We start from the raw sequence: 15,987 nt of genomic DNA, 5'->3' as shown, positions 1-15,987 counted from the left end.
CCGGTCAGTCTGCTTCCACTCAGTTCTCTTCATCTTCGGGTACGGACTCACTATCACTAATGCCCCAGGCGCGGTAACCAGCACGCCTTTCCAGGGCATCGACCTGGCGCAGAAGCTGTGTGGCAAGGGTTGCTTCTCGCCGGAAGCCTTCATCCTCAGGGTCCGCCCCCAAGCGCAGGTGCATGTCACGCGCCCTCGCTTCGAGAGCACGTCTTAGAACACGCAGCTGCTCTTGATCCAGTTCGAGCAGCATCTTGACCCTCGTTCCTGTTCCGCCAGCGGTTCGGTCTGCCGGTGTACCCCGGCTTTAACGCATCTTGTATTCCATTTGGACCAACCACGCGGAATTGATCAACGCTAAACCATCGGCTGCAACGCACCTCGGCAGAAGGCAGAATGCGCCCCCTACGCAACCGTATGTTCCCTCAGGCAAACCTGATCCGCATCTCTGGTGTCTGAGAAACAGTGCTTTACTCGAATGAACCCGAGCCCGTCAGTTGGACTGGCTCTGCCGGGTTGATCGCCGAAATGGCATGCTTGTAGATGATTTGGGAGCGACCATCTCTCACAAGCTCGACCGTGAAGTTGTCAAACCGCCTGATCCGGCCCAGCAGCCTGATCCCGTTCACAAGGAACATCATTACCTCTATCCGGCTGTCACGAAGATGATCGAGGAACATGTCCTGGATCAACGGGGTCCTTTGCGCAGTCACGGTTGAACCCTTTCGAGCGTTGTCGCAGGGACGCTCCTTTGTAGCGCTCAGTGGCACCAATACAGTTGCAGGCAAGCTGATCGGCCTGCTCACATGGAGCGATGGGGAATACTGATCGCGGGAAACCGCTCCACCTCAACAACTCTTGCTGCTCGTGGCAGCTCCCGTTCAGCATGATCTCGTATCGGTCGTGCTGTTTTGTGAAGGCGAACGCTGAGTTGTTCAATCTCGGACACCGGCATGGGCGGTCCATGCATGGTAATCATCTCTGCGAGGTCTTCCGGAAGTGCGTCCACTTGCTCTTGAAGGAGGAGAAGGGCTGCACGAATGATACTCAACTCTCGTTCGTCAACGACAAGGGCGAGCTTCGTCATGGGGTAGGGCTGACCTCTGAGCTTACCCTTTTCAAGGTACTGGTGGATGCGGCGGAAACAAGGCACCGGCTTTGAAAAGCATTCCCAACAGAGTGACTGGTCACGTCACGCCACAAAGCCAAGTAAGCTCTAGGGCATAAAGCTCGGGATGGCGTGTCCGCGTCATCTGACCAAGGTACGGACCGGTGCCCAAGGCAGCGCCCTGCAGCGGCACCCATCGCGGCCCAGTTGCTCGTACTAACCACCCACTTGGGCTGCAATAACGATCGCGTACAACGGCTGTTGTCCAAGGAGCACACGCCCACACGCGTCGCCGATGGTCCAGATCAGCGCTCAGCGTTCGATACCAGATCATAAGTCGTGGTGGACTTCACCCGCTGCATGGCGAAACGCGACGTAACATTCTTGAGTGGGACCGCTTCGATGAGACGTTGATAGAAGCGATCATACGCGGCCATATCCGGCACTGCCACGCGCAGCATATAATCGACGTCTCCAGCCATGCGGTAGAACTCCATTACTTCGGGCATGGCCGAAACGAACTCCGCGAAGCGCTGAAGCCATTGTCCTGAATGATCGGAGATTTCGATGGAGACGAACACGGTCAGGCCCAAGCCAACTTTCTCGGGATTGACGAGCGCGACACGCTTCTCGATGATTCCAGCGGTCTCCAGACGCTGAATGCGCTTCCAGCATGGCGTCTGGGATAGGTTCACTCTCTGAGCGAGTTCAGCAATCGAGATGCTGGCATCCTCCTGCAACAGCATCAGGATCTTGGTATCTGTCGCGTCCATGTGAGACCTCAGCGAGCGTAGAGCAATAAACTTCCCAAGGCTTCCTGAGAAAGCCTCATCCATTGTCTCTGTTCGTTTTGTTCTTTATAACGAACAAACCGGCATGTTCAAGTGTCATTGCAGACGGCATGGGCGCCCACAAACCCTAGGCAAATTCATCAATGAAGATGAATTCCCTCTTATAGGCGTATGCTGGAGAAGATTGTCCCTGACTGAGGCGTTCTAAAGAACGAACATTCTCGTTGACAGGCGGGTGGATCACGACGATCCTTATTGCCAACGAAACAAGTGATGGTCAGATCATCTGACAGATGATTTAGCCTCTCATAAGCTTCTGGACGGTGAGATGATCGCATTCCAAGCTTCTTTTTAGAAGAGCGAGCACATGACTACTATCAAATCAGAGGCTGTTGTGCCCGCAGAAGCCACTTAATCTCACCTGATACTCATCACGTGCGTTGAATTGGGGCGAGAACCATAGATCTCCTTCAAGGCTGCGCTCCTCCCGACCCTGAGAGATCAACGCCGCGGGCTTTCGCCGGCGGAAGGAGAACTTGTGCCATGAGTCTGCCCCGCATCGTTGGCTTCTCCGGCAGCCCTCGTCGTCCCTCCAAGACCCGCAGCCTCGTCGAGACCATCGCCGCCGACGTGGCAAGCCACCGACAGGTGCGCCTCGACATCTTCGACTTGTTCGATGCCGGCCCTGGCCTCGGCGCGGCCCTGCAGCGCCAGGACCTGACCCTCCCAGCGGCTCGCATCATCGATGCCATCGAGCAGGCCGATGCGCTGATTATCGGCACACCGGTGTACAAGGGCGCCTACACCGGGTTGTTCAAGCATGCCTTCGATCTAGTTGATCCCCAGGCGCTGGTGGGCAAGCCGGTGCTGCTCACCGCTACCGGAGGAGGCCCGCGCCACGCTCTCGTTGTCGAACACGCCCTGCGGCCGCTCTTCGGCTTCTTCGAGGCTCTGACTGTCCCGACAGCCGTCTACGCCAGCGATGCTGACTTCGTCGATGGACAACTCGCCGAGGCGGGCGTTCTGGCACGCGTGAACACCGCTGCGCAACAACTCGCGAACTTGATCGGGGCTGAGGCTCCCAAGGCCGAGACGATCTCATCGTTGTCGTCGATAAGCCTTCAGGCTGTTCGCCGAGGAGCAGCCCGATGAGTGCGGCTGTCGCCTCCACGCCCGCTGCGAGCACCGGCTCAGGCCGGTGGCTCCGCTACCGCAGGTATCTCCCTCCGCTTCTCATTGTCATCCTATGGCAGGTGGCGGCCAGTGCCGGCCTCATTCCGACCCGCACGCTCGCCTCACCGGCGATGATCGCCGGCACCTTCGCCGAACTGATCACCTCCGGTGAACTGCCCCGGCATCTGCTTGTGTCGCTGGGCCGCGTGGCGACCGGGCTGGCGATCGGCGTCGTGGTGGGCACGACGTTTGCCCTTATTGTGGGTCTCTCACGATGCGGCGAAGACCTGCTCGATGCCACCCTGCAGATGCTCAGAACGCTGCCGTTCCTGGCGCTCGTTCCTTTGTTCATTCTGTGGTTCGGCATTGGCGAGACACCGAAGATCGCGCTCGTGGCCCTGGGCACCATGTTTCCAATCTACCTGACGCTCTTTACCGGCATCCGCGGCGTGGACGCCAAGCTGATCGAGGCCGGAAGCACCCTGGGCCTGAGCCGGCGCGAGCAGTTGCTTCACATTGTACTGCCCGGAGCCCTGCCGTCCGCCTTGGTCGGGCTCCGCTACGCACTCGGCGTCGCCTGGCTCAGCCTCGTGGTGGCTGAACAGATCAACGCCGATACCGGCATCGGTTTCCTGGTCATGACCGCCCGCGACTTCCTGCGCACCGACATCATTCTCGTGGGCCTGATCGTCTACGCCATTCTTGGGCTGAGCGCCGATCAGATCGTCCGTGTTCTCGAGCGTCGGGTGCTGGCCTGGCGACCAAGCTTCCTGAAGGACTGATCCCATGAACGCTCATCCTACTCTGACAGTGCGCCAGCACCCCGTGGTGCAAGTCTCAAACCTTGTGCGCTCCTTCGGCCGCGGCCCCAACATCCTCGACGGTCTCGATCTCACCATCAGGGCCGGCGAGTTCGTGGCACTGCTCGGCCGCTCCGGCTCAGGCAAGTCGACGCTCCTGCGAACTCTCGCGGGTCTTGATGAGGCCCCCGCCGGGACCGTCACGGTGCCCGCAGAGCGAGCCGTGGTATTCCAGGAGCCGCGTCTCATCCCATGGAAGAGGGTGTGGGCCAATGTGGCGCTGGGTTTGCGCGCCCCTGACGCACGCGAGCGTGCCGTGGCTGCCCTGTCCGAAGTGGGTCTGAGCCACCGGTTGGAGGCCTGGCCCCTGACGTTGTCCGGCGGCGAGGCTCAGCGCGCGGCACTCGCCCGGGCTCTGGTGCGGGAGCCGAAACTGCTGCTGCTCGATGAGCCCTTCGCGGCCCTGGATGCACTCACCCGGCTCAAAACTCAAGGCTTGGTCGCTTCGCTCTGGCGAGCCCATCGGCCTGCCGTTCTTCTCGTGACCCATGACGTCGACGAAGCATTGCTTCTCGCCGACCGGGTGCTGGTGCTGGACCAGGGCCGCATCGGCTTCGATCTCCACGTTAATCTCGATCGGCCTCGCCGTCATGCGCAGCCGGCATTCGCGAGCTTGCGCTCGCGTCTCCTGCGCGAACTCGGGGTCGAAGAAGAGTACCCGGATGAGCCGATTGAAGAGCTGCGCGCTCCCGCGCGCAGCAGAGCGCCTGCAGCGTCCGCCGCACGGCAGAATGATGCGGTTTGGGCCGCCTCAGCTGACGCCCTCGCCCGATCGTAAGTACAGGAGACCATCATGAGCAAGGACGTTGAGTTCATTGGCTTTGTCGGCACGCATTACGAGTCGGAAGCCCATCCCGCCGAGGGACCGGTCATCGACCGCGACTACATCCGGGCTCTTGCCCAGGCACAGGAGTACGGCGGCTTCGACCGTTTCCTTGTCGCGTTCCACTCCACATCCCCTGAAAGCCAGCACATTGCGGCTTATGCCGCCTCGGTCACCGCGCGCATCAACCTGATGATCGCGCACCGGCCTGGTTTCACCGCTCCGACGGTAGCTGCCCGTCAGTTGGCCACGCTCGATCATCTCACCAACGGCCGGGCCGGGGTCCACATCATCACCGGCGGCAATGACCAGGAGCTCCGGCAGGATGGCGACTTCCTCACCAAGGACGAGCGTTACGCCCGCACAAGCGAGTATCTCGATGTGGTCAAAGCGTCCTGGGCCAGCGAGACACCCTTTGACTATGCGGGGCAGCACTACCGCTCCGAGCGTGCATTCTCGAATGTGAAGCCAGTCCAGAAGCCGCACCTGCCGGTGTACTTTGGCGGCTCGTCCGAGGCGGCCATTGAGGTGGCCGGCAAGCACGCGGATGTCTATGCCCTTTGGGGGGAGACGCATGCCCAGGTGCGGGAAACCATCGCCCGGGTCCGCGCGGCCGCAGCACGGCACGGCCGCGAACGCCATGTGGGCTTCAGTCTCTCGTTCCGGCCGATCCTCGCCGAGACGGAGGACCGCGCCTGGGCCCGGGCGGAAGCGCTTCTCGAGCGCATCAAAGCGGTGCGGGCGGCCAAGGGGCTGGGTGCCGCTGCCCCGCCTCCGAACGAGGGCGCGCGCCGGCTGCTCGCCGCAGCCGCCCAGGGCGATCGGCTCGATAAGCGCCTGTATACAGCCATTGCAGCAGCCACCGGGGCGCAGGGCAACTCGACGGCCCTGGTCGGTACCGCCGATCAGGTCGCCGATGCGCTGCTCGACTACTACGATCTTGGCGTCACGACATTCCTCATTCGAGGTTTCGATCCCCTGGAAGACGCCGTCCAGTACGGCCGTGAATTGATCCCCGCCTTCCGCCGCCTGCTCGACGACCGGTCCAGCCCGCGTGCTGTAGCAGCCGAATAAAGGAGAACCCTCATGAAACGCATAACCCTGTTGGCGGCCGCGGCCGCTCTTGCCCTGTCGTGGGCGCCCGCCTGGGCCGAGTCGATCCTCAAGGTTGGGGACCAGCGTGGTGGCTCCCGTGCCCTGATGGAAGCCGCGGGCGTGCTCAAGGACCTGCCTTACAAGCTCGAATGGAGCGAGTTCCCAGCGGCAGCCCCCTTGCTGGAGGCCCTCAACGCCGAAGCCATCGATACCGGCATCGTCGGTGATGCGCCCTTCACCTTCGCGGCGGCCTCCGGCGCTCCGATCAAGGCCATCCTGGCAACCCGGTCTGACCAAGGTGGCCTGGCCGTTCTGGTGCGCCCAGACTCTCCCGTGAAGACCTTTGCCGATCTCAAAGGCAAACGCATCGGCACCGGCCGTGGCTCCATTGGCCATCAGCTGGTGCTCGCAGCCTTGGAAGACGCCAAGCTGGCCAAGACGGATGTGAGCTTGAGCTTTCTGCTCCCAGCTGAGGCTAAGGCGGCGCTGACCAGCGGCAGCCTCGATGCTTGGTCGACCTGGGAGCCGTACACGTCGCAGTTGGTGTTGTCCGGCGAAGCCCGCATCGTTCGTGACGGCCAGGGCATCACGCCAGGTCTGGGATTCCAGGCGGCGCATGTAGAGGCGATCCGCACGAAGCGCAGCGAGCTTGAGGACTTTGTCCGGCGCCTTGCCAAGGCTCGCGTGTGGGAGTCGGCCAATCGGGAATCCTACGCGGAAACCTGGGCGAAGCTGATCGGCCTGCCGAAGGAGATCCCACTGCGCTGGTTCGCCGGGGCGAACGCCCGTCCGGTGCCGATCGATGCTGAGGTCGTCGCAGCCGAGCAGCGGACCATCGACCTCTATGTGCGCAACGGCCTGATCCCGAAGCCTCTCAAGGCCGCTGATGTTCTCGACCCGTCGTTCAATGCGGCGGTGCTCAGCGGAACTCAGGAAGCTGCGGCGCAGTAGCGGCTGCATCAAGATCCTGTTCGTCGCGCAATGATCCATCAGCCCCAGCTAGCAATCAGAGGCTGGGGTTCGCCCCTCTACCAAACCACTTAGAGGCAAAGTTCTATGAGCGCAGATCACCACCACGAACATGACGATCACTCCCATCACGAGCACGAGCACTGGAAGCACGAAGGCGTCCGTGTGATCAAGGGCGACCAGCTCGACGCCAACACCGCCCAGACGCCCGGGATGTTCCGTCAGGCCGCGATCAATCACGCGCGTGTGGGTGCCCAGAAGATCTGGGCCGGAACCGTGTCGATCCAGCCGAATGCCAAGACGGGCGTTCATCATCATGGCGAGTTGGAGAGCGTGATCTACGTTGTGCGCGGCAAGGCCCGCATGCGTTGGGGTGACCACCTCGAGTATGTGGCTGAGGCAGGGCCGGGGGATTTCATCTACGTGCCGCCCTTCGTGCCGCATCAGGAGATCAACGCCAGTCCTGACGAGCCTCTCGAATGCGTGCTCGTGCGCTCCGACAACGAGGCGGTGGTGGTGAACATCACCGATGTCGATCCAGTCGAGTGGCCGGAAGAAGTGTACTGGGTCGATCCCATTCACAAGCATCCCTAACAACTGATTGCGGGTCAGCTTTGGAATCTCAACTCGATCCGCTGGTCTGTCCCAAAGCTTCTCAAGACATGCCAGCTGCCTTTTGAACTCCCGTCCATTGGATCCTGTATGAAACGATACCTTCTCTCTGCGCTCGTTCTCACAGCTCTGTTATCCTCCGAAGCTTGGGCCCATTCCGGGCATGGTGCAGCCACCGGCTTTACGTCCGGGTTTGCCCATCCCTTCAGCGGGCTCGATCATGTGCTGGCCATGACCGCAGTTGGTCTCTGGGCTGGGAGTCTCGGGCGAAAGGCCATCATTGGACTGCCAGCCAGCTTCCTAGGTGCCATGGCCCTCAGCTTCGGGGCTGCGCTGATGGGATCCGGGGTCCCGATGATCGAGCTCGGGATCACTGCATCGGTTCTGGGACTTGGGCTTGCCGTGATGCTCAACCTGCAGCCATCCCTCATTCTCGCTGCCGGCGCCTGCGCGCTCTTCGGGACCTTTCATGGCTATGCCCACGGGGCCGAGATCGCGCCAGCCGTGAGCGCCGTCGACTATGGGGCCGGCTTCCTTCTGGCTAGCGTGCTTCTGGTCGGCTGCGGGATTGTGCTGGAAGGTGCTGTCCGGAGGGCCCCGGCCATGAGCCGGATCTTTGGGAGTGGCGTCGCTTTGGCCGGAGTGGCTCTGTTCTTCGTTTGAGCGCAGGCGCCCATTCCCCCGCTGCTGAAAAGGTGGCCTCAAAATGCGCCGCCGAATTGTTGGCCTTTCCGGCGATCGTCACATCCTCCCTCAGTGCGGCTCGCTTCGACGAGCCGATGATGACGCCCATTCACTAGACTCGACAGGAAACACCTCGAAATGACAAAGCAGATCCGGCTCAATGCCTTCGACATGAACTGCGTTGGCCATATTCAGCAAGGAATGTGGGCTCACCCGAGGGATCGGTCGACAGCCTACAACACGCTCGAGTACTGGCAGGATCTTGCCCGCACAGCCGAACGCGGCAAGTTCGACGGGATTTTTCTCGCTGACATCGTCGGGGTTTATGACGTCTTTAAGGGCAGCCCTGATCCGTCGATTGCCCATGCGGTTCAGGTGCCGGTCAATGACCCCCTCCTGGTTGTGCCGGCCATGGCCGCCGTCACGAAGCACATCGGCTTTGGCGTGACATGCAATCTTACCTACGAGCCGCCATATCTTTTTGCCCGCCGCATGTCGACGCTCGATCATCTCACCCGCGGGCGGATCGGCTGGAACATCGTCACCGGCTATCTCGACAGCGCGGCACGCGGCATGGGCCTGGCCAAGCAGGCGAAGCACGATGACCGGTATGAGACGGCCGAGGAGTACATGGAGGTCGTCTACAAGCTGTGGGAAGGCAGCTGGGAGAACGACGCGGTTCTGCGCGATCGCGAGCGCGGGATCTATGCCGACCCATGCAAGGTCCACCGGGTTCAGCATTCAGGACAGCATTATCGGGTGGACGCCATTCACCTCTCGGAGCCATCACCGCAGCGCACCCCGGTTCTCTATCAGGCCGGCGCGTCGTCCCGGGGCAAGGACTTTGCCGCGAAGCATGCCGAATGCGTGTTCCTCGCGGGTCCAACGAAGGAGAACACCCGCACGACCGTGGCGGATCTCAGGCGGCGGGCAGCGGAGCAGGGGCGCGACCCCGCCGACATTCTGGTCTTTCTCGGCCGCGCCGTGGTTGTCGGGCGGACATGCAAGGAGGCCGAGGAGAAGTACGAAGAGTACCATCGCTATGCCAGCATCGAGGGGGCGCTGTCACACTTCTCCAGCATCACGGGCGTGGACTTCTCCCGCTATGACCCCGACGAACCGCTCCGCCATGAGGAGAACGATGCGACGAACTCCATCCTGCGGGCCTTCACGGTTGACAGCAGCGAGACGTGGACGTTGCGCAAGATCTTCGGTGAGAAAGGCCTCGGCAGCCGCAACGAGCCACTCATAGGCTCAGCTGAAGAGATCGCCGATGAGCTGCAAAGCTGGGTTGAGGACACCGATATCGACGGGTTCAATCTGAGCCGGGTGGTCACGCCCGAAGGGCTGGAGGACTTCATCGATCTGGTGGTGCCGCTTCTGCAGGAGAGGGGCATCTACAAGCGAGATTATGGGGAGGGCACCTTGCGAGAGAAGCTCTTTGGCCGCGGGCGGGCGCGCCTCGCCACAAGTCATCCCGGCGCATCGTTCCGCGCGCTTGGTTCTTCAGCGGCTCCCTCTCAAACCCTCAGCCCGGCTGCCGAATAGGGCAGCGTGCATCCAATCCACTCTTGATCAGAGGACGTCCACCTATGACCTCGTTACTCACACGATATCGCACTGTCTCCCGGCGCAGCGTCAGTGCCCTTCTTGCCGGCGTCGTCGGCCTCATGCTCCAGCTGGCGGATCCTAGCGCCGCCTTGGCTAAGCCCTTGAAAGTTGGGACGAGCGGCGGACCGGTGGCCGATATCATGAACTTCGCCGCTGAGCGAGCCCGCCAGCAAGGTGTCGATGTTCAGGTGGTGGAATTCTCCGATTGGGTGACCCCTAACGAAGCGCTGGCGAATGGGGACATCGACACCAACCTGTTCCAGCACATTCCGTTTCTCAATGCCACCATCAAGGGGCGTGGGTACAAGCTGACACCAATCGCTCCGACTTACGTGATGCCTGTGGGCTTGTTCTCGAACAAGGTCACGAGCTTTGACCAGGTTCCCGATAATGCCGTCGTGGCCATTGCCAATGATCCGGTGAATGGCGCGCGCGGCCTGCAACTGCTGCAGAAGGCTGGTCTCATCACCCTCAAGCCAGGAGTTGGTGATGCCGCGACTGTCCTCGACATCGTCTCCAATGCCAAGAACCTGCGCTTCCGGGAGCTGGAAGCCGCGCAATTGCCGCGAGCCCTCGATGATGTGACCCTGGGTCAGGTCAGCATCAGCTATTTGCTGCTGTCGGGCGGCAACCCTGAGAAAGCCTTGATCGCTGATGGGTTCGGCGATGCGCATTACGCCCTGCAGTTCGTCGTACGGGCGGACCGGAAGGATGACCCGGAGATTGCAAAGTTCATTGCCATCTACCGCTCGCCCGAGGTGAAGGACTACATCGCCAGGAAGTATGGCAAGTTCTTTGTGCCAGTCTGGTGAAAGGAAGGCGACTAGGGGTGCTCAGCTTCTCGCCAGGACGTGCGGACTTGTGCACAGTGGTCGATTGAAAATCCGGCGCTCTTGACGCATAGTAGTGCAGTGGTGTTGCAACCGGCATCATAAAAGCGCCCTGACAGTGAGCTCCGCACGGCTAAATCTGTCAGGGCGTTGTCGTTTGTGAGCGTCTTGCTCTCATCAGGGGCAAGCCTGGCGGAAACCATATTGCGGAATTCAGGGATTCCTCCGCCTTGCTACGGCTTCGCAGCTGGATTGAGCGATGCGCACCGTCGTTTTCTCACGGATCAGATCAAGCAGCGCCTGTCGGTTGCGCTGAAGCCGCTGACCTTTTCTTCGGGGAGCCTGATATGTCATGATCCTGTCGTAGAGGGCAGCTAGATCAGCCTCGTGGCCGCATGGCCTGAGGGACAAGGACGGGCACGGATGCACTGCCCTCCTTGTCGCCTCACCCGACCCACACAGCGGCCGATCTACTGCGCTTGCCGCGCTACCTGCGCGATGTCGTGCCTGGCAAGGCCAATGTCGGACAGCTCACGGTCATAGAGGGCATGCAGCTGCCGAGCCGTTTCACGAGCACGCAACCAGCGACGCAGGCTTGACAGAATAACTGATAGAAACATGACGCAACCTCAATGATGAGTCAGCCCATGCGCAAAGGCGCCGCGCATGGGCAGCGTGAAAAAGGGCCACCTTTTGGGGTGGCCGAGTTCAGGGAGGAAACCCGCCACAGGAAGTCCGTGGCGGAGGAGGGCTCATCTACAGCGCGCTCGGCGCAAGACAAACCTGGAAGTAGGCACCCCTGCCATGCGGAGTGAGCATGGAACAGATGGCGAGCGTTCACCTCTCGTTTACAGTTGCCGAGCAGCTCACTCAGGAACCTTGCTGACGATCCACCTGACCGCCTTCGGACTGAAGCCGGTCTCGATCAACTCCTCTTCGAGGTCCTCAACGTTATCAGGATCCAGCGTGATCAAGTTGTCTCCTGCTTCAGCAATGGGCTCCAGCTTGTCTTCGTTCTCCGCATACTCAAGGGATGTCACCTTGAGTCCTGATGAGCGCTTGTCGTTGGTGACGAAGCCTTAACCCTACCAATAAGAATCCTGCCATGGTGCGCACGCAAGCATTGTCTGCCACTTTGCGCCCACACTCCTCGATCTGAATACGCTTCGCCGGACATCGGCGGTGCTGCGAATGAGGGGTGGGTCCAATGTTCCAAGAGCGTGCAATCCGAATACTGACAGCCCGCCGGGTTCTTGTCGTGGCGCTTAGCCTGTCGGCCGCCGCAGGATGGGGCTCGTTTGCCGTGTCAAGCCAAACCGCGAGCGAGAGAGAGCGCCAACACCGCGGTGAGCTGGAGCGCTTGCAGGAAGCTCAGGGCAAGCTCCTCTCTGAGCAGTCGAAGATGCGAGCCGCTTTGTCCGAGATGGCGCAGGTGCGCACGCATCTCACGGCTGCACGCGCAGAGGTTGCTCGGCTGTCTCAGCTAGCGGGCCAAGCACAGCCGGAGCCTCCTCCGCTCAGACCTGAAACCAGGGAAAGCTCCCGCTCCAGCACGACAACCGATGCTGTACCTAAACCGGGATCGATAGTGACGAAAGCAAGCAAGCCGCTGCCCGTCAAAGCGGTTTCAGGAGACAAGCCATCACCACAGGACCGCGATGGTCAGGCCACCGGCAAGATTACAATGCCGAACGGGCAGAAGAAGGTTGCCGAGAAGTCTCAACGAAGTGCGACGCGAACTATCAGAGCCGAGCTGGACACCGCAAGCATTCGACAGCTGGCAAAATCAGCCGAGGCACAAGCGCAGGAATGATCTTGGTCATGCGATCAGCGGCCCAGGCAAGTTCCATAACTTCAGTACGCGTAGAATCGGCACAACCGCTTGCTTGGCAAGGGAAGTGTCGCATCAGGGTTCCATAATGTTTGCTATGAGAAATGTTATAAGAGATGAAAACGGCTCTTATCTGAGGTGCGAATTCCGGTATAAGCAAGGGCGATGCCCCCGGAGGCCAAATGACCCCACCCTCACGTTTAGAGCCTTCGTTGGCCGGTGCGCTCGGAAGAGACGAATTTCAAGGCAAGTTTCACCGCCAAACAGAGACCTCACCAGCACTTAGGCGAAGTCGCCAAGTTCATTGATGATTGCGTCATCAGGTGTTTGCGCTCCGGCAGCATCTTGCCCCTGCAGGGCGCCGGCATTGTTCAACTCCTGCTCCGCTCTGGACCAGTGGTCCTCCGGATTGCCGGAACGTCCCTCGCTCTCCCAGATTGCATAGGCCCGCTCGCGAATTCTCTGCTCCAAGTCCTTTTCCATCGCCTGTCTCCTAGTCCCAAGGGTCAGCCATTCTCGGCCAAGTAGGCACGTTATAGGCTCGTAGAGGTGGACCGATCGGATCCAGAACCACTTTACTCTGAAGCTAGGGCACCGCTCCAGCAGGTGAAAGGAGCCTGATGGCCCCCTCAGTCGGCTAGCGCTTGACCTCCTGGCCAGACGCGGCAGGATGATCCTGCGGAAGCGCACCTGACGGGACTAGAGGAACAAGCAATGGCGACTGGTACTGTGAAGTGGTACAACGAGACAAAGGGCTATGGCTTCATTCAGCCGGACAATGGCGGCAAGGACGTCTTCGTTCATGCCACAGCTCTTGAGCGAGCCGGTATGCGTGGTCTAGCTGAAGGGCAGAAGATCTCCTACGAGATGGAAGCTGACCGCCGCACAGGCAAAGAGTCTGCAACCAACCTGCAACAGGCTTGATTGAGCCTGTCATCGCGTCAGCTCAGTTCTGGCTCTTCAAGCCGCTCCTGCCGGGGCGGCTTTTTCGATACCCATTTTCCCTTGGAGCGCTGAGGAAGCACGGCACAACTTGTAGCGACAGCAATAGACAGGCAGGGATGCCTTTGGTTGAAGCAATCCGGCGACCTTCCCAGCGGCGCGTGCAAAACCCGCTCACGACTATTCAAGCTTTTGCCATTCTGGTCGTGTAACCCGCTTTGAGGTGCGGGCTCGGCGATCGTTTTCGCTCTTCCATCCAGCTGGCCCACAAAAAGCCGTTGATGTGTTTGATGGCCTTTGCTCCGCGTCGAACATCATGAGGGTTCAAGCACCTTGAGCACCGGCATCATTGCAACTGCAATCATCCTGATCATCGGCTACGTCATTGTGTCCAGGATCGTAGGGTTCGCGTTCCGCCTTGTCGTTCCTCTGGTTCTGCTCGTGGTCCCGGGTGGAGCTGGCGCGTTCTCAAGCCTGATGCCGGTGAACTCGCCTGCAGACCAATACGCCCCCTATGGACAGGCTCAGCATCGCCCCAGTGGCGATATTGGCGATCTCCGCCTGCGCGATATCGCCGACATGGCTGTTGATGCGGTTCGCTCCGTGCTGCGGGGCAGCCATTGCAGTTCTGAATGGCGCCTCCGAACCTGAGCCGAGGCGCGAACAGCCCTGGACTGACAAGCCGCACCACTCCCGCCGTGGTGAGCCCTATGGCGCTCCGCCGGACTTCAGCGATGACCCACGCCAGGGCGAACCGCGGCGCGGATGGTAAGATTATCCTGCCCTTGGGTAGCATCAGATCTTTCGGCTCAGAAAGCGCGAACCTGCGAGAGCAAACCGCCAAGGCAAGTCAGTGGCGCGGGTGATCCCGATCCGCATCCCTGCCGCAACCTCAACTGGGCTCCTCTGGCCGAGGAGTTGGAAGGGTGTTTGGTCCAGCGGCAACTCATTGTGGATGATTGTCACGCTCAGAGCCTGGCACAGACGACCAGGACCTGAGCAGAGAAGGCGTAAGTCCTCGACACCTCGTCGCACCTTCATGACTTCAATGCCCCTGGTTGGCTCAACAGCCCTGACCAGAACCGCGCTGCTTGGCAGACAGACGAAGTTCAGGCACCAGTGCATGCCGTACGACCGGTACACATAGGCATGGCCGGCAGGACCAAACATGGCTGCGTTCCGAGGCGTCGGACCACGAGAGCTATGGGAGGCAGGATCATCGCCGGTGTAGGCTTCAGTCTCGACAATCCGGCCGCCGATCCCGTCCACAAGCAGGGTGGCTCCGATCAGATCGCGGGCGACTGTCACCGCATCACGAGCGAAGAAGGACTGCGACAGTGTTGTTGCCATTCGCCCATCAGGCTCAGCGATCAGATCAGGTCCTCCTCAAAGCCACCTAAGCGGCAGCGGCAGGATTGATGGCATCCTCAGCGAGTTCGGAGAGGATCTGATCGGTGTTCTCTTCCTCGATCAGGGTCTCCTGGATGAGCCCCTCAGCCTCTGTGAGGCCAAGCTGCTTGGCCCATGCGAGCAAGGTGCCGTAGCGGGTGATCTCGTAATGCTCCACCGCCTGGGCAGCCGCGATCAGACCAGCATCCAGAGCCTCGCCGCCGCTGAACTCCTGCAGGATTTCCTGGCCTTCCTCAATGATGCCCTGAATGGCTTTGCACCCAACACCCGTAGGCTTCTCGCCCAACAGCTGGAATACCTGCTCCAGACGTTTCACCTGCCGCTCCGTCTCCTTCAGGTGCACGGCGAGGGCGCCCTTGAGCTCCTCAGCCTGCGCGGCTTCCGCCATCTGCGGCAGGGCTTTGAGGATGGCGTTCTCGGCGAAATACGTGTCCTTGAGCTGATGCAAGAAGAGGGCCTTCAGATCCTTCTCGGCCATTCTCAGTCTCCTGCTAAGTAGGGCAATGAACCAAGTAACCCCGGAGGTGGCTGAGCGTTCCGGAGCCGACAACCAGCCTAAACAGAAGGATTGCTTTTGATGCACAGGGCGGGCAACGCGCATGAGGCTCCTGCGTTAGATCGAGCACCCAACGCGCAGGAGAATCACGATGGCAGTCGACTACCGCTCCGAGCTAAAGCGGCCCGTGTCTCTGGTGCTCGCTGGGGCTGCCATCCTGGGCTGGCTTCTAGCCCTCGGCGTAGGGCTCTCCTCCTCGGACCAGCGGCAGGAAGCCCAAACGGAAATAACCCGTCTGCAGCAAGCTGAAGCCAGCCTGCGGCGGCAGCTCGATGAGCAGCAGCGCATGGGAGGAGCTCTAGCAGACTTGCAAACCAGGGTAGCTGGTGCCGAGCAGCAGCTGGCCCAGATCACACAGGCGCGGGAGCAAGCTCAGGCTCAACTTGCAACCCTGCAGCAGACGGCACAGACGTCTCAGCAGCAGCTCACCCAGGCGGCGCAATCACGTGAACAGCTTCAGGCTCAGCTCGGGACACTGCAGCAGTCGCTTCAGACAACCCAGCAACAGCTGACCCAGGTCACGCAAGCACGTGAGCAAGCTCAGGCGCAGCTGACGGCCACTCTGCAGAACCTGCAGGCGCAACAACAGCAACTGACGCAACTCACCCAGGCCCGAACCGAGGTTCAGACCCAGACCTCCACTGCTCGACAAGCCCTGCAGGCCAATGAGCAAAGAGCCGCTGAGCTGGACC

Annotated in this window: 22 protein-coding genes; 13 read left to right on the top strand and 9 right to left on the bottom strand. The window is 60.8% G+C overall.

Going from position 1 to position 15,987, the window contains the following annotated elements:
• Positions 1-19: 19 nt before the first annotated feature.
• The 4 genes from AC0QTX_RS18250 to AC0QTX_RS18235 form a co-directional block, all read right to left on the bottom strand.
• On the bottom strand, positions 20-253 hold the full coding sequence (locus AC0QTX_RS18250; RefSeq protein ID WP_474605240.1) for a hypothetical protein: 234 nt from the start codon (positions 251-253) through the stop codon (positions 20-22).
• Between the two features lie 217 nt (positions 254-470).
• On the bottom strand, positions 471-680 hold the full coding sequence (hfq, locus tag AC0QTX_RS18245) for an RNA chaperone Hfq (protein WP_474605239.1): 210 nt from the start codon (positions 678-680) through the stop codon (positions 471-473).
• Between the two features lie 122 nt (positions 681-802).
• Positions 803-1,087 carry a hypothetical protein gene (locus tag AC0QTX_RS18240; RefSeq protein WP_474605238.1) on the bottom strand — a complete coding sequence of 95 codons (285 nt, stop codon included), beginning with the start codon at positions 1,085-1,087 and terminating at the stop codon, positions 803-805.
• A 326-nt stretch (positions 1,088-1,413) separates the two neighbouring features.
• Positions 1,414-1,881, bottom strand: coding sequence for an Lrp/AsnC family transcriptional regulator (locus AC0QTX_RS18235; protein WP_474605287.1), 468 nt, complete (start codon positions 1,879-1,881; stop codon positions 1,414-1,416).
• A 561-nt stretch (positions 1,882-2,442) separates the two neighbouring features.
• Between AC0QTX_RS18235 and msuE the strand changes: the two genes are divergently transcribed.
• From msuE to AC0QTX_RS18190, 9 genes are all read left to right on the top strand, one after another.
• A complete protein-coding gene (msuE, locus tag AC0QTX_RS18230) occupies positions 2,443-3,051 on the top strand; it encodes an FMN reductase (RefSeq protein WP_474605237.1) in 609 nt (202 codons plus the stop codon).
• A complete protein-coding gene (locus AC0QTX_RS18225) occupies positions 3,048-3,854 on the top strand; it encodes an ABC transporter permease subunit (protein ID WP_474605236.1) in 807 nt (268 codons plus the stop codon). Before msuE ends, AC0QTX_RS18225 begins: the two co-directional genes overlap by 4 nt.
• Positions 3,855-3,858: 4 nt before the next feature.
• Positions 3,859-4,710 (top strand): ABC transporter ATP-binding protein, encoded by an 852-nt coding sequence (locus AC0QTX_RS18220; RefSeq protein WP_474605235.1) that lies wholly within the window; start codon positions 3,859-3,861, stop codon positions 4,708-4,710.
• Positions 4,711-4,725: 15 nt separating this feature from the next.
• Positions 4,726-5,829 (top strand): LLM class flavin-dependent oxidoreductase, encoded by a 1,104-nt coding sequence (locus AC0QTX_RS18215; protein ID WP_474605234.1) that lies wholly within the window; start codon positions 4,726-4,728, stop codon positions 5,827-5,829.
• A 12-nt stretch (positions 5,830-5,841) separates the two neighbouring features.
• A complete protein-coding gene (locus AC0QTX_RS18210; RefSeq protein ID WP_474605233.1) occupies positions 5,842-6,801 on the top strand; it encodes an ABC transporter substrate-binding protein in 960 nt (319 codons plus the stop codon).
• 105 nt (positions 6,802-6,906) lie between these two features.
• The gene (locus AC0QTX_RS18205; protein WP_474605232.1) at positions 6,907-7,413 is read left to right on the top strand and encodes a cupin domain-containing protein; all 507 of its coding nucleotides are present in this window, start codon (positions 6,907-6,909) and stop codon (positions 7,411-7,413) included.
• A gap of 108 nt (positions 7,414-7,521) precedes the next feature.
• Positions 7,522-8,094 (top strand): HupE/UreJ family protein, encoded by a 573-nt coding sequence (locus tag AC0QTX_RS18200; protein WP_474605231.1) that lies wholly within the window; start codon positions 7,522-7,524, stop codon positions 8,092-8,094.
• Positions 8,095-8,253: 159 nt separating this feature from the next.
• Entirely contained in the window at positions 8,254-9,663 is a 1,410-nt protein-coding gene (locus tag AC0QTX_RS18195) for an LLM class flavin-dependent oxidoreductase (protein ID WP_474605230.1), read from the top strand.
• A 44-nt stretch (positions 9,664-9,707) separates the two neighbouring features.
• A complete protein-coding gene (locus AC0QTX_RS18190; RefSeq protein ID WP_474605229.1) occupies positions 9,708-10,538 on the top strand; it encodes a MetQ/NlpA family ABC transporter substrate-binding protein in 831 nt (276 codons plus the stop codon).
• A gap of 488 nt (positions 10,539-11,026) precedes the next feature.
• Here the strand turns inward: AC0QTX_RS18190 and AC0QTX_RS18185 are convergent, their stop codons facing one another.
• Both AC0QTX_RS18185 and AC0QTX_RS18180 read right to left on the bottom strand, forming a co-directional pair.
• A complete protein-coding gene (locus tag AC0QTX_RS18185; protein ID WP_474605228.1) occupies positions 11,027-11,176 on the bottom strand; it encodes a DUF1127 domain-containing protein in 150 nt (49 codons plus the stop codon).
• 246 nt (positions 11,177-11,422) lie between these two features.
• Entirely contained in the window at positions 11,423-11,596 is a 174-nt protein-coding gene (locus AC0QTX_RS18180; protein ID WP_474605227.1) for a hypothetical protein, read from the bottom strand.
• 548 nt (positions 11,597-12,144) lie between these two features.
• Here AC0QTX_RS18180 and AC0QTX_RS18175 point away from each other — a divergent pair.
• A complete protein-coding gene (locus tag AC0QTX_RS18175) occupies positions 12,145-12,369 on the top strand; it encodes a hypothetical protein (RefSeq protein ID WP_474605226.1) in 225 nt (74 codons plus the stop codon).
• A 300-nt stretch (positions 12,370-12,669) separates the two neighbouring features.
• Here AC0QTX_RS18175 and AC0QTX_RS18170 read toward each other — a convergent pair whose 3' ends face one another.
• Positions 12,670-12,870, bottom strand: coding sequence for a DUF2934 domain-containing protein (locus tag AC0QTX_RS18170; protein WP_474605225.1), 201 nt, complete (start codon positions 12,868-12,870; stop codon positions 12,670-12,672).
• A 231-nt stretch (positions 12,871-13,101) separates the two neighbouring features.
• Between AC0QTX_RS18170 and AC0QTX_RS18165 the strand changes: the two genes are divergently transcribed.
• Together AC0QTX_RS18165 and AC0QTX_RS18160 are read left to right on the top strand one after the other, a co-directional pair.
• Complete coding sequence (locus tag AC0QTX_RS18165; RefSeq protein ID WP_474605224.1) at positions 13,102-13,311, top strand: cold-shock protein; 210 nt, start codon at positions 13,102-13,104, stop codon at positions 13,309-13,311.
• Positions 13,312-13,662: 351 nt separating this feature from the next.
• Positions 13,663-13,980, top strand: coding sequence for a hypothetical protein (locus AC0QTX_RS18160; RefSeq protein ID WP_474605223.1), 318 nt, complete (start codon positions 13,663-13,665; stop codon positions 13,978-13,980).
• 144 nt (positions 13,981-14,124) lie between these two features.
• On the opposite strand, the gene AC0QTX_RS18155 is transcribed toward AC0QTX_RS18160, so the two are convergent.
• A complete protein-coding gene (locus AC0QTX_RS18155; RefSeq protein ID WP_474605222.1) occupies positions 14,125-14,679 on the bottom strand; it encodes a DNA-3-methyladenine glycosylase in 555 nt (184 codons plus the stop codon).
• Between the two features lie 46 nt (positions 14,680-14,725).
• Positions 14,726-15,217, bottom strand: coding sequence for a YciE/YciF ferroxidase family protein (locus AC0QTX_RS18150; RefSeq protein ID WP_474605221.1), 492 nt, complete (start codon positions 15,215-15,217; stop codon positions 14,726-14,728).
• Between the two features lie 169 nt (positions 15,218-15,386).
• On the opposite strand from AC0QTX_RS18150, the gene AC0QTX_RS18145 reads away from it, so the two are divergent.
• Positions 15,387-15,987: hypothetical protein (locus tag AC0QTX_RS18145; protein WP_474605220.1), on the top strand; the 601-nt coding region annotated here is incomplete at its 3' end.

The organism is Microvirga sp. jy35 (assembly GCF_056148915.1).
Note: the sequence above shows the minus strand (reverse complement) of the source record. Positions and strands in the feature narration are given on the sequence as shown.

What these genes read in the sequence shown, in the direction of transcription:
- AC0QTX_RS18250 (WP_474605240.1), bottom strand. Translation starts at nt 253, where the DNA reads ATGCTGCTCGAACTGGATCAAGAGCAGCTGCGTGTTCTAAGACGTGCT.
- AC0QTX_RS18190 (WP_474605229.1), top strand. Translation starts at nt 9,708, where the DNA reads ATGACCTCGTTACTCACACGATATCGCACTGTCTCCCGGCGCAGCGTC.
- AC0QTX_RS18170 (WP_474605225.1), bottom strand. Translation starts at nt 12,870, where the DNA reads ATGGAAAAGGACTTGGAGCAGAGAATTCGCGAGCGGGCCTATGCAATC.
- hfq (WP_474605239.1), bottom strand. Translation starts at nt 680, where the DNA reads ATGTTCCTCGATCATCTTCGTGACAGCCGGATAGAGGTAATGATGTTC.
- AC0QTX_RS18150 (WP_474605221.1), bottom strand. Translation starts at nt 15,217, where the DNA reads ATGGCCGAGAAGGATCTGAAGGCCCTCTTCTTGCATCAGCTCAAGGAC.
- AC0QTX_RS18220 (WP_474605235.1), top strand. Translation starts at nt 3,859, where the DNA reads ATGAACGCTCATCCTACTCTGACAGTGCGCCAGCACCCCGTGGTGCAA.
- AC0QTX_RS18155 (WP_474605222.1), bottom strand. Translation starts at nt 14,679, where the DNA reads ATGGCAACAACACTGTCGCAGTCCTTCTTCGCTCGTGATGCGGTGACA.
- AC0QTX_RS18200 (WP_474605231.1), top strand. Translation starts at nt 7,522, where the DNA reads ATGAAACGATACCTTCTCTCTGCGCTCGTTCTCACAGCTCTGTTATCC.
- AC0QTX_RS18225 (WP_474605236.1), top strand. Translation starts at nt 3,048, where the DNA reads ATGAGTGCGGCTGTCGCCTCCACGCCCGCTGCGAGCACCGGCTCAGGC.
- AC0QTX_RS18165 (WP_474605224.1), top strand. Translation starts at nt 13,102, where the DNA reads ATGGCGACTGGTACTGTGAAGTGGTACAACGAGACAAAGGGCTATGGC.
- AC0QTX_RS18235 (WP_474605287.1), bottom strand. Translation starts at nt 1,881, where the DNA reads ATGGACGCGACAGATACCAAGATCCTGATGCTGTTGCAGGAGGATGCC.
- AC0QTX_RS18205 (WP_474605232.1), top strand. Translation starts at nt 6,907, where the DNA reads ATGAGCGCAGATCACCACCACGAACATGACGATCACTCCCATCACGAG.
- AC0QTX_RS18185 (WP_474605228.1), bottom strand. Translation starts at nt 11,176, where the DNA reads ATGTTTCTATCAGTTATTCTGTCAAGCCTGCGTCGCTGGTTGCGTGCT.
- AC0QTX_RS18215 (WP_474605234.1), top strand. Translation starts at nt 4,726, where the DNA reads ATGAGCAAGGACGTTGAGTTCATTGGCTTTGTCGGCACGCATTACGAG.
- AC0QTX_RS18210 (WP_474605233.1), top strand. Translation starts at nt 5,842, where the DNA reads ATGAAACGCATAACCCTGTTGGCGGCCGCGGCCGCTCTTGCCCTGTCG.
- msuE (WP_474605237.1), top strand. Translation starts at nt 2,443, where the DNA reads ATGAGTCTGCCCCGCATCGTTGGCTTCTCCGGCAGCCCTCGTCGTCCC.
- AC0QTX_RS18240 (WP_474605238.1), bottom strand. Translation starts at nt 1,087, where the DNA reads ATGACGAAGCTCGCCCTTGTCGTTGACGAACGAGAGTTGAGTATCATT.
- AC0QTX_RS18195 (WP_474605230.1), top strand. Translation starts at nt 8,254, where the DNA reads ATGACAAAGCAGATCCGGCTCAATGCCTTCGACATGAACTGCGTTGGC.